This is a genomic window from Massilia sp. FBCC-B171 (genome assembly GCF_059134155.1).
In genome coordinates this window covers 705,099-716,353 of record NZ_CP101443.1, presented here as the reverse complement: position 1 = coordinate 716,353, position 11,255 = coordinate 705,099, and the positions used below count along the sequence as shown (strand labels likewise).

The window sequence follows — 11,255 nt, the reverse complement described above, 5'->3', positions numbered from 1 at the left end:
CTCAAGGGGCGACGCGGAAGCGCGACACCGAGTTTTTCAGTTCCTGCGCCAGCAGGGCCAGCTGGCGGATCGACTGCGCGGTCTGTTCGGTGCCGGCCTGGGTATGCTCGGTGACCGACAGGATGTGCTGCATGTTGTAGGCCACGCCGTTGGCGGACGTCGCCTGCAGGCCGGTTGCGAACGAGATCCCCTGGATCAGTTCCGCAAGGCGGTTCGAGACGCGCGAAATATCGGCCAGCGCCGCACCGGCCGCATCCGACAGGCGCGCACCTTCGACCACGCCCTGGGTCGACTTTTCCATGGCCGCGGCGGCGTCGTGGGTATCGGTCTGAATCGTGCGCACCAGCGCGCCGATCTGCTTGGCCGCCTCGCCCGAACGTTCGGCCAGGCGCTGCACCTCTTCGGCCACGACCGAGAAGCCGCGCCCTGCTTCGCCGGCCGACGCGGCCTGGATCGCCGCGTTCAGCGCCAGCACGTTGGTCTGCTCGGTAATGTCGGAAATGAGTTCGGTGATCTCGCCGATCTCCTGCGACGATTCGCCCAGGCGCTTGATGCGCTTGGAGGTTTCCTGGATCTGCTCGCGGATCTCGTGCATGCCGGAGATGGCGTTCTGCACGGCAGTTGCGCCCTGCTCGGCCGCAAGCACCGACTGGCGTGCCACCTCGGCCGATTCGTTGGCCGAGGTCGACACGTCCGTGATTTCGCCAGCCATGCGCAGCACCGTCGAGGATGCTTCCTCGATCTCGCGCGACTGCTGCCCGGTCGCGCCCAGCAGGCCCGTCGAAATGGCCTGCGCTTCGTTCGAGGCCAGCGTCACCTGCTCGGCGGTCGTGGTCACGCGCTGCACCAGGGTGCGCAGCTCTTCGACCGTGTAGTTGACCGAGTCGGCGATCGCGCCGGTGATGTCTTCCGAGACGGTGGCGTGCACGGTCAGGTCGCCGTCGGCCACTTCCTGCAGTTCGTTCATCAGGCGCAAAATCGCGGCCTGGTTCTGGTTGTTGGTGGCCTTGGCTTCTTCTTCCTGGGTTTGCGCCAGCTGGCGCAGCGCCTCGGCTTCGCGGCGGCGCGCGTCGGCGCCGCGGGTGCGGTTGTGCGAGTCCTGCAGCATCACGCGGCTGATCGAGCCGGCCGTGGCCAGGGTGAAGATCGACGCCACCACCAGGATCCAGAACCAGCCGTTCTGCGAGGATTGCTGGTCGCGGTAGCCGCCCTGCAGGACCGCGACTTCCTTCTTGATCTCTTCGTTGTCGCGGTGGATGGTGCGCGCCGCGGCGCGGGCCTGCGAATAGGCGACCGGATTGTAGAGGAAGGGCGCGAAGTCCTTGCGGAAGGCATTAAAACGGGTCTGCACCTGCACCAGCTTGTCGCGCAGGTCGGGATTGCGCTGGGCCGCGGCGCCCGACAAGAGCTCGCCCAGCGCATGCTCGAAGGCTGCGCTGTCGGCGCCGATGCGCACGGCGGCATCGTCGTTCGGCACGCCGATGGCAAAGAACTGGTTGGCGCCGCGCGCCAGGCGCTGGGTCAGCATCATCATCCGTCCGATCGCGGCCAGCTCGCGCGCGCTGGCGCCGCGTTCGACGTTCTGCGCCATCAGGTCTTCGGTCAGGGTCAGCATTTCCGATGCCAGGCCATCGAGCTGGCGCACGCTCTTGTCGAAGGCAATGAGGGCCGGCTTCATCTTGATGATGTTGGCCGCGCCCTGCTCGGACGCGCTCCAGGTCGCGCGCACGCGCTGCAGCTGGGCGGCCTGGCGGCCGCTGGCGGCCGGAATGCCGACGCCGCCGATCTCCCCGCCCTTGCCGAGCAGGCGCATGCTGCGGTCGACTTCGGCGCGGCTTTCGTCGAGCTGGGCGAACGAATCCGGGCGGCCGGCAAGCGCGTTCGGCGCCGCCTTGCCGGCGCGCTGGGTGTGCATCAGGATGTCGCCGGCGACCTGGATCTGGGCCGCGACTTTGGCGTTGCCCTCGGCGTTCTGCCACATCGAGAGAATGGTGACCAGGATCCCGGCCGCGAACGCGACGAGCAGGATGCGCAACTGGCGCGGCAGCGACAGGTGGCCGATCAGCGGCAGGCTGAGGTTGTCCTCGTCCTCGACATCGTCGGCCGCGGCGGGTGCGCGGCGCTGCATCACGTTCCCGAGCCGCAGCATGGCTTCCTCGGCCGAGCCGCCCGCTGCTGCGGGAGCGGCAGGCGTTTCAGGCAGTACATCGGCGCCGAAGCGCGTGTCCGGCGACGCCAGCACGGTGTCGTTGTCGCTCTTCCCCTTCGGGAAGAAATTCAAGCCCATCTTTGACGCGATTCCCATTGCGGCTCCTGGTGCGGCGGTTTTTATTGGTTGGAGAGTGCGACGTGCAGGAAGCGTTCTTCCCGCACCAGTGCCGCCAGCGACAGCGGCGTCCAGACATGGCCTTCGGCGTCGCGCAATTGCGAACCGTCGGTGTGCATTGCGCCGGCGCGGCGCAGGCCGTAGACCCGTGTGACCAGCAGCGCGCAATTGAAGCCCAGGCGCGGCGCCAGCGACACCAGGCGCGCATCGGGGCCGGCCGCGCTGGCCTCGCCGTCGAAATAGCGCGCCAGGTCGATCACGCCGAGCAGGCTGCCGCGCACGTTGGCCAGGCCCAGGTACCAGGGCTGGGTCAGTGGGACGCCGGCCAGCGCCGCCACGGGCACGATCTCGCCGGCTTCGGTCAGTTCGAGCAGGTAGCGCCCGGCGCCGATCGCCACGCCGAGCTGGTGATGGGCCTGGGCCGCGCCGCTTTGCGCGGCCTGCATGCGCTCGAGCAGCTGCGCCTGGTAGTCGCGCAGGCGGGTGCGGCGGTTTGCTTGCGGCGCCAGTGCGCTGCTGTCGACAATCGCGTTCATTAGGCGTCCAGTGCGGCGAGGGCCGCGATCCTGGCCAGCAGCTGGACCGGGTCGACCGGCTTGACGAAATAATCCTTGGCGCCCTGGCGCATGCCCCAGATGCGGTCGGTTTCCTGGTTCTTGCTGCTGCAGATGATGACCGGGATGGCGGCCAGCTCCGGGTCGCGTGCAATCGAGCGCGTCACCTGGAAGCCGTTCGCGCCGGGCATGACGACGTCCATCAGGATCAGCTCCGGACGGTCGGCGCGCATTTTAACGAGTGCGTCTTCGCCGTTGTCGGCGGTGGATACGGAAAAGCCGTTCTTGACCAGGATGTCGGTCAGGTAGTAACGCTCGGTCGGGGAATCGTCGACGATCAGGATTTTATGAATGGCCACGTGGGCTCCGCAATTCTAGGGATTCAGGCTTTGGGGGCCGTGTGCTCGCGGACGGCCGCGAGCAGGGTGTCTTTGGAAAACGGCTTGGTGAGGTAGGCGCTCGAGCCGACCATCGCGCCGCGCGCACGGTCGAACAGGCCGTCTTTCGAGGACAGCATGACCACCGGCGTCGCGTGGAAACGCGCGCTCTTCTTGATCAGGGCGCAGGTCTGGTAGCCGTCCAGGCGCGGCATGAGGATGTCGCAAAAGACGAGCGCCGGATGGTGGTCGTTGATCTTGGCGAGGGCGTCGAAACCGTCTTCGGCCAGTACGACCTGGTAGCCCGCCGCGGTCAGGAAAATCTCGGCCGAACGGCGGATCGTGTTGCTGTCGTCGACCACCATGACGGTCAGGCCGCTCGGTTCGGGTACTTGCTGCGATGTCGTCATTTTCGTTTCACTTCAGCACGGATCGCCAAGATAGCATAGGGAGATCGGCTTGTGCGCGAAGTGTTGCACGGCGTCAACTACCGGCAAACGGAGAGGGGAAAAGCTTGTTGGCGAGGCTAGAAATTAAGTTATCGGGTGGGGTGGATTTGATAACAGAATTAATTGAACGACATCGAAAATAGGGGGTTTACAGGGGTGGACCGGGTCCACCACCTATCCAGTCTATTAAATAGCGGTCATCTCGAAATCGTCTTTGCGGGCACCACATTCCGGACAGGTCCAGTTCATCGGCACATCGGCCCAGCGGGTACCGGGCGCGATATTGTCTTCCGGTGCGCCCGCCTCTTCGTCGTAGACCCACCCGCAGATCAGGCACATCCAGGTCTGGTAAGCGGCCACGGTGGTATCGTTACTCACGTTGTCTTCCTTCGATCTAGTAAAATGCAGAATCAGGTATCTTAATCTACCCGTCGTGCAAAACCAACCGTCTCCACTGATTCTCACATTTGGGGTGTCCGACCCTGTCGGGGCACTCGGCGTACAGGCAGATATCGCCACCTTCGCCGCGCATGGCTGCCACGCCCTCTCGATCACCACCGCGCTGCTGGTGTCGGACAGCGCGCGCGTCGAGGAATGGCATGAAGTCGATACCGGCGTCATGGCCGATCAGGCGCGCCAGGTGCTCGAAGACATGCCGATCGCCGCCGTCAAAATCGGCGCGATCGCCAGCATCGAGCAGGCCGCCGCGCTTGCCGAAATCGTCTCGGACTATGCCGAGGTGCCGCTGATCGTCGACCCCTTCCTCTCCGCCCTGCCCGATTCCGGCATGTCGGACGAAGACATCGTGGCCTCGATCCGCCAGATTCTGGCGCCGCAAGCGACCGTGCTGCAATTGTCGCAATCGGAACTGGGACGCATGGCCGAACTCTGGCGCGAAGCCGGCGTCGAAGGTTCTCTGGAAACCGATGTGGCGGAACTGACCGCGCGCGGCTGCCAGTACGTGCTCGTCACGGGCACCGCCGGCAGCGGCCACAAACGTACCAATACCCTGTTCGACCGCGACGAAGGCGTCACCACGCTCGACTGGCAGCACCTGCCCGGCCATTTCCTCGGCGCCGGCTGCACGCTCTCGGGCGCGCTGGTGGCCCTGATGGCGCGCGGCATGGACGCCGTCGAGGCCCTGCGCCTGGCCCAGGAATACACTTACGGCGCCCTGCTGCACGCCCAGCGCTTCGGCATGGGCAAGCTCGTTCCCAACCGTTTTTACCGCCTCCTGCCGCAGGACGGCATCAAGAAAGCATCATCGAAATGACGACTGAGCAATCCGCATCTGGCAACAACAGCCGCAACGATACCCTCTTCGCCCGCGCCCAGGAAACCACCCCCGGCGGCGTGAATTCGCCGGTGCGCGCCTTCCGCTCGGTGGGCGGCACGCCGCGCTTCATCACGCGCGCCGAAGGGCCGTATTTCTGGGATGCCGACGGCAAGCGCTACATCGACTACATCGGTTCCTGGGGCCCGGCCATCGTCGGCCACGCCCACCCGAAAGTGATCAAGGCGGTGCAGGATGCGGCAGCCAATGGCCTGTCCTTCGGCGCGCCGACCGAAGGCGAGATCGAGATCGCCGAAGAAATCTGCAAGCTCGTGCCCTCGATCGAGCAGGTGCGCCTGGTCTCCTCCGGCACGGAAGCGACCATGAGCGCGCTGCGCCTGGCGCGCGGCGCCACCGGCCGCGACAAGATCGTGAAATTCGAAGGCTGCTACCACGGCCATGCCGATTCGCTGCTGGTAAAAGCCGGCTCGGGCCTGCTCACCTTCGGCAACCCGACCTCGGCCGGCGTGCCGGAAGACTTCGTCAAGCACACCCTGGTGCTCGACTATAACAACGTCGCCCAGCTGGAAGACGCCTTCGAATCGATGGGCGAGACCATCGCCTGCGTGATCGTCGAGCCGGTCGCCGGCAACATGAACCTGATCCGCGCCACGCCCGAATTCCTTCAGCGCATGCGCGACCTGTGCACCGAGCACGGCGCCGTGCTGATTTTCGACGAAGTCATGTGCGGCTTCCGCGTGGGCCTGGGCGGCGCCCAGGAAATGTACGGCATCGCGCCGGACCTGACTGCGCTGGGTAAAGTCATCGGCGGCGGCCTGCCGGTGGCGGCGTTCGGCGGCAAGCGTGAGCTGATGCAGAAGATGGCGCCGCTGGGCCCGGTCTACCAGGCCGGCACCCTGTCGGGCAATCCGGTGGCCGTCGCCGCCGGCATGACGACCCTGAAAATCGTGCAGGAGCCGGGCTTTTACGAGCACCTGACTGCCCAGGGCGAAAAGCTGATCAAAGGCCTCACCGAGGCGGCGAAAGAAGCCGGCATCGCCTTCTGCGGCGACGCGGTGGGCGGCATGTTCGGCTTCTATTTCAGCGAGAAGGTGCCGTCGACCTATGGCCAGATGATGGCGGGCGATAAAAACCGCTTCAATGCCTTCTTCCACGGCATGCTGGACGAAGGCGTGTATTTCGCGCCGGCCATGTTCGAAGCGGGCTTCGTGTCCGCCGCGCATGACGATGCGGTCATTGCGGAAACGATTTCAGCTGCACGGAAAGTTTTCGCCCGCATCGCTTAAGGAAGAGCAAAGCCGCGCGATTTCCCCGCGCGGCGCGCGCTGCCCCTTGTGCCATCATGGATCCAACTCCGGTTGGGTTTGATCATGGCACGACTCCGACGCTCTCCTCCCGGCGCGCCCCGTTCGCGGGTGCCGCGCTCGCAGCAGCCGCTGCCCCAGGCGGGGCAGGCGGCGGTCACGCTTGCGCTGCTGCAGGCGGCCGACGCCACCAACTCTGAATCGTATTACGCCGCCATCGTCGATGCGCTGAACGATTACGCGCGCCGCTACGCCGTCCACACGCCGCTGCGCCTGGCGCACTTCCTGGCGCAGATCGGCCATGAAAGCGCGTTTCGCGCGGCGGAAGAGAACGGCAATTATTCGGCCCCGCGCATGCGCGAAATCTTCGGTTGCCGCGGCGGGCGCCTGCAATACGACCGCACGGCCGACGAGTGCCGCCTCGGTCCCGACGGCCAGCCGGCACGCCTGCGCCCCAAGCTCTGGAGCGAGGCGGACAGCTATGCCGGCAACCCTGAACGCCTGCTCTCCTACGTGTATGCGAACCGCCTCGGCAACGGCGACGAAGCCTCGGGCGACGGCTACCGCTACCGCGGGCGCGGCCTGATCCAGCTGACCGGCAAGACCAACTACGCGGCCTTCACGGACGCGCACAATGCGCGCACGCCGACCGACCCGGTCGACTTCGTGGCACAACCCGAGCTCCTCATGAGCGAACTCAAATACGCCATCGAATCGGCTTTCTATTACTGGGATGCGCGTACAGTAAACGCGCTTGCCGACCTGGACGACCTCGAGCAAGTAACCCGCGCCGTCAATGGCGGCCTGAATGGACTGGAAGATCGCGGAGCGCGCCTTGCAAGCATCAAGAAAGTACTGGGCATGTAAATTGGCCGTCGCTGCGGCCTACGGCTGCGCTTTCCCTGCGCAGGCCGCGTCGCTGTGCGCCCCAAGCGAACCGGTCGTGTTTGCCTGCCATGTGGGCAGCAAGATGGTGTCCCTGTGCCGCCAGGCCGGCGACCGCGGCATGCTGAGCTACCGTTATGGTGGCCCCGACAAGCTCGAGCTGAGCTATCCCGAACCCGGCCGCCAGGCCAGCGCCGCCTTCACCGTCAAATCCGCGCCGCTGGTGGGCGGCGGCGAAACCACGGTCGCGTTCAAGCGCGGTGTCTATACCTACACGGTCTACAGCAAGATGGCGCGCTCGGAAGACGGCAGCACGCCGGAATTCGAAGATGGGGTGATCGTCTCGCGGCGCGGGAAGGTGCTCAGCAAGATGCGCTGCGAGGATGGCGGCGAAGGATTCCGCGAGCCTGTGGGCGCCGTGGCGGTGAAATAAAATTTCACCAACCGACGACAGGTGAAATTTTCTTTCACGTAGGGTGGACACCCCGTGCCCACGCGGAAGCCGGCATCAAGTTGGCGGAGTTTCAGCCGCGCGCCATGCCCCCCAGTTAAGCCAGCTTCAGCCAGCCACGCTTCCTGAAATACCACAGCGGCGCGATCGCGCTCGCCACCATCAGCCCCAGCGCGAACGGATAGCCGAAGCTCCAGTCCAGCTCCGGGAACCACTTGTGGAAGTTCATGCCGTAGATACTGGCAATCAGGGTCGGCGGCAGGAAGGCGACCGAGGCCACCGAGAAGATCTTGATGATCTTGTTCTGGTTAATGTTAATGAAGCCGACGGTCGCATCCATCAGGAAGTTGACCTTATCGAAGAGGAAAGAGGTGTGGCCGTCCAGCGATTCGATGTCGCGCAGGATCTGGCGCGCCTCGTCGAACTGTTCCGAATTCAGCAGTCGCCCGCGCATCAGGAAACTGACCGCGCGGCGCGTGTCCATCATGTTGCGGCGGATACGGCCATTCAAGTCTTCCTCGTGCGCGATCGCGTTCAGCGCGGCGGCCGCGTCCTGGTCGGTAAATTCCTTTTGCAGCACGCGGGTCGAGACTTCTTCCAGGCTCTCGTAGATGCCCTCGAGCGCGTCGGCCGAGTACTCGGCGTCGGTCGCGTACAGGTCGAGCAGCACGTCCATGTAGTCGGCGATCGAACCGGGACGCGAGCGGGCGCGCATGCGCACCAGGCGAAACACGGGCAGATCGTCGTTGTGCACCGAGAACAGCATCTTGCCCGACAAGATGAACGCTACGGTCACTACGCGCGACGGGCCGTCGTCTTCCTCGAGCAGGAAGTCGGTGCGCAGGTGCAGGTCGCCGTTCTCCGCTTCGTAGTAGCGGGCCGAGGCTTCGATGTCCGAGACTTCGTCTTCGCCCGGCAAGGTCACGCCGTAAATGGCCTTGACCCATGCGCGTTCGTCCTCATCCGGATCGGTGAGGTCGACCCAGACAGGCGTGGCGTTCTCCAGGTCGGCGCGGGTAGCGATGGGTACCTGGTTCAGTCGGCCATTTTGTAGGACAAATACGTTGATCATGCGCTTTCTCGGCCGGAATCAAAACTGACGCAAGTGTACCCGTTAGCCCCGTGCGAGGCCACCCCGAAACAACACTTTTGCCGGGCAACTAGCGGTTTTCCCGAGAATTACGGCAACTCGGCGGAAGCCATGCGGCGCTGGATCAGCCCGGTTCTTCTCACCAGGTAATTCGTGCTGCGGTTGCGGTCGTAATAGCGGGGATTCGGCAGCATCACCGCCAGGCGCGCGGCCTGGGCCGGCGCCAGCTTGGCGGCCGGGATGCGGAAGTAATAGCGCGCCGCCGCTTCGGCGCCGAACACGCCGCGGCCGAACTCGACCACGTTAAGATAAACCTCGAGGATGCGGCGCTTGCTCATCATCGTTTCGAGCATGAAGGCGATGATCATTTCCTGCCCCTTGCGCAAATAGCTGCGCGAGCCCGACAGGAAAAGGTTCTTCGCCAGCTGCTGGGTGATGGTCGAGCCGCCGCCGACCACCTTGTGCTTGCGGTTGTTGCGGTCGTAGGCTTTTTCTAAGGCTTCGAAGTCGACGCCCGGATGGTCGGCGAAATTCGCGTCCTCCGAGGCCACCACGGCGCGTTTCAGGTTGTTCGAGATGCGGTCGTAGGGCACCCATTCGTGCTTCAACTGCGCATCCGGATTCTTGTCGCGCAGTTCGGACAACTGCTGGCGCATGAAACTGGTCGAACTCGGATTGAAATACACGAACCAGCACACTTGCACGAAGAAATACAGCTGGAGCAGGAAAACGGCCAGGATCGGCCCCAGGAAAATCCACTTGATCCAGCGCCGGCCGCTCTTCGCCGTGCCTGACCCATTGCCTCGTTTTGCCATTGTTATAGTTTTTTAAGTTCGCAGATTATTCAGGACATCTTTCGTGGCCGGGCGCATGCCGCGCCAGACCAGGAAGGCTTCGGCCGCCTGCTCGACCAGCATCCCGAGCCCGTCGCGCGTGAGCGCCCCCTGGGCGGCGGCAAACACCATGAAGGGCGACGGCGCGCTGCCGTACATGATATCCAAAGCCAGGGTCCCTTTGGCAAAAGCCGAAGCCGGCACCGGGGGCATCTCGGCCGACAGGCTGCTGGAGGTGGCATTGATCACGATATCGTAAGGGCCGGCAATCTCGTCGAAGCCGCAGGCCGCCACGTCGACGCCATGGCCGGCGAAACCCGCAACCAGGCTGTCGGCGGTGGCGCGGGTGCGGTTCGCCACCAGGATCGCGGCCGGCTGCTGCTCGATAAACGGCAGCATGATCCCGCGCGCCGCGCCGCCGGCGCCGAGCAGCAGGATGCGCTTGCCCGTCAGCGCCACGCCGGCGTTCTGGACGATGTCGGCCACCAGGCCCGCGCCGTCGGTGTTGTCGCCATGGATCTCGCCATCGGCAAAGCGCAGGGTGTTCACCGCCCCGGCCGCGCGCGCGCGTTCGGTGAGCGTGGTAGCAAGGGCCGTCGCCTCGATCTTGAAGGGCACCGTGACGTTGGCGCCCCGGTAGCCCTGTTTGATCAGCGTGCGCAACACTTCAGCGAAACCGTCGAGCGGCGCGAGGCAGCGTTCGTAGGCAATGTCCTGCCCGGTCTGCGCGGCAAAGGCGGCATGGATCTGCGGCGACTTGCTGTGGGCGACCGGGTTGCCGATCACGCAATATTTATCGGTCACACCTGCTCCTGCAATTGCGCTTTGACCTTTTCTTCGCGGGTAAAGGTAAAGCGGGTGATCACGATCCAGAGGTCATCCTTGCCGGCCGAGCGCATGTTTTGCGGGAAGGCGCCGAAGGGCGCGGCGCGGCGCACGATCTCGAGCGCCGCCTTGTCGAGCGCCGGATTGCCCGACGAGCGCTCAATGCGCGGCCCGCCCTCCTTCTGGTACAAGCTGCCGTCCTGGAAGACCGGGATCGAAATCACGAGTTCGCCGTAGAGCTTCTTGCCGTTCTGCTGGGGGAAATTCAGCGTCCCGACCTCTTCCACCTGCTTTTGCATCGCCTTGTAATACAGCGCATAGCCGACCTGGCGCGTGCTCGGGGAGATGTGGGTGCGTTTCGGGCGCTTGTTCTGGTCCTCGATGGTCTGCGTGATCTCGGCCGTCATGCGCGCGATCTGGCGCGTGGTGTCGACCTCGTCCTGCCCGGTGCGGGTCGGGTCGGGCTTGTCCTTGTCGGTGACCGGCGCGGCCCTGAATGCCGCCTGTTTCGCTTGCGTGAGCACGTTCTGCTGCAGCTGCTCGAGTTCGACGATGCGCTTTTGCAGCGCCTTGATACTGTCGCCGTTCTCGGTCTTGCGCAGGTCGGGCAAGGGCGACTTCGAGCGCCCGGCGTCGGCCGTGCCCCCACCTTCCAGGTTGGCCTGGGCCAGCGCTTCGGCTTTCGTGGGTGCCTTGGCGTGCTTGGCATTGACGAGGATGACTTCCAGCCCCGGATCGGCCGGCTCGAAGCGCAAGGCATCGGGCGCCACGAAACGGATGGCGAGCAGGACCGCATGCGCCGCCACCGAAGCGGCCAGGGCAATCATGAGGGGGCGGTTTTCTTGGGAATACTTCACGCGGGCGGCC

The 11,255-nt window shown here is 64.9% G+C and carries 13 protein-coding genes; 4 read left to right on the top strand and 9 right to left on the bottom strand.

The features are described from left to right. Nucleotide 1: 1 nt before the first annotated feature. The 5 genes from NMB41_RS03385 to NMB41_RS03365 form a co-directional block, all read right to left on the bottom strand. Nucleotides 2-2,305: a methyl-accepting chemotaxis protein gene (locus NMB41_RS03385; protein WP_494381077.1), complete on the bottom strand. Its 2,304-nt coding sequence runs from the start codon at nucleotides 2,303-2,305 to the stop codon at nucleotides 2-4. Between the two features lie 23 nt (nucleotides 2,306-2,328). Then, on the bottom strand, nucleotides 2,329-2,862 hold the full coding sequence (locus NMB41_RS03380; protein ID WP_494381076.1) for a chemotaxis protein CheW: 534 nt from the start codon (nucleotides 2,860-2,862) through the stop codon (nucleotides 2,329-2,331). After that, on the bottom strand, nucleotides 2,862-3,239 hold the full coding sequence (locus NMB41_RS03375; RefSeq protein ID WP_494381075.1) for a response regulator: 378 nt from the start codon (nucleotides 3,237-3,239) through the stop codon (nucleotides 2,862-2,864). The genes NMB41_RS03380 and NMB41_RS03375 overlap by 1 nt, the downstream gene beginning before the upstream one ends. 23 nt (nucleotides 3,240-3,262) lie before the next feature. Next, a complete protein-coding gene (locus NMB41_RS03370; protein ID WP_494381074.1) occupies nucleotides 3,263-3,667 on the bottom strand; it encodes a response regulator in 405 nt (134 codons plus the stop codon). 225 nt (nucleotides 3,668-3,892) lie between these two features. Next, nucleotides 3,893-4,045, bottom strand: coding sequence for a rubredoxin (locus NMB41_RS03365; protein ID WP_192052709.1), 153 nt, complete (start codon nucleotides 4,043-4,045; stop codon nucleotides 3,893-3,895). A 133-nt stretch (nucleotides 4,046-4,178) separates the two neighbouring features. On the opposite strand from NMB41_RS03365, the gene thiD reads away from it, so the two are divergent. From thiD to NMB41_RS03345, 4 genes are all read left to right on the top strand, one after another. Beyond that, nucleotides 4,179-4,979, top strand: a complete 801-nt coding sequence (thiD, locus tag NMB41_RS03360) for a bifunctional hydroxymethylpyrimidine kinase/phosphomethylpyrimidine kinase (protein WP_494381073.1) — start codon at nucleotides 4,179-4,181, stop codon at nucleotides 4,977-4,979. Then, entirely contained in the window at nucleotides 4,976-6,286 is a 1,311-nt protein-coding gene (gene hemL / locus NMB41_RS03355; protein ID WP_494381072.1) for a glutamate-1-semialdehyde 2,1-aminomutase, read from the top strand. The genes thiD and hemL overlap by 4 nt, the downstream gene beginning before the upstream one ends. Nucleotides 6,287-6,370: 84 nt before the next feature. Continuing rightward, a complete protein-coding gene (locus tag NMB41_RS03350; RefSeq protein ID WP_494381071.1) occupies nucleotides 6,371-7,171 on the top strand; it encodes a glycoside hydrolase family 19 protein in 801 nt (266 codons plus the stop codon). Then, nucleotides 7,113-7,622, top strand: coding sequence for a hypothetical protein (locus NMB41_RS03345; protein WP_494381070.1), 510 nt, complete (start codon nucleotides 7,113-7,115; stop codon nucleotides 7,620-7,622). Before NMB41_RS03350 ends, NMB41_RS03345 begins: the two co-directional genes overlap by 59 nt. Before the next feature lie 115 nt (nucleotides 7,623-7,737). On the opposite strand, the gene corA is transcribed toward NMB41_RS03345, so the two are convergent. From corA to NMB41_RS03325, 4 genes are all read right to left on the bottom strand, one after another. Continuing rightward, a complete protein-coding gene (gene corA / locus NMB41_RS03340) occupies nucleotides 7,738-8,712 on the bottom strand; it encodes a magnesium/cobalt transporter CorA (RefSeq protein ID WP_494381069.1) in 975 nt (324 codons plus the stop codon). Between the two features lie 107 nt (nucleotides 8,713-8,819). Then, nucleotides 8,820-9,545 (bottom strand): monofunctional biosynthetic peptidoglycan transglycosylase, encoded by a 726-nt coding sequence (gene mtgA, locus NMB41_RS03335; RefSeq protein WP_494381068.1) that lies wholly within the window; start codon nucleotides 9,543-9,545, stop codon nucleotides 8,820-8,822. 12 nt (nucleotides 9,546-9,557) lie between these two features. Continuing rightward, nucleotides 9,558-10,367, bottom strand: coding sequence for a shikimate dehydrogenase (aroE, locus tag NMB41_RS03330; RefSeq protein WP_494381067.1), 810 nt, complete (start codon nucleotides 10,365-10,367; stop codon nucleotides 9,558-9,560). Beyond that, nucleotides 10,364-11,245: a TonB family protein gene (locus NMB41_RS03325; RefSeq protein ID WP_494381066.1), complete on the bottom strand. Its 882-nt coding sequence runs from the start codon at nucleotides 11,243-11,245 to the stop codon at nucleotides 10,364-10,366. The genes aroE and NMB41_RS03325 overlap by 4 nt, the downstream gene beginning before the upstream one ends. Nucleotides 11,246-11,255: the final 10 nt, after the last annotated feature.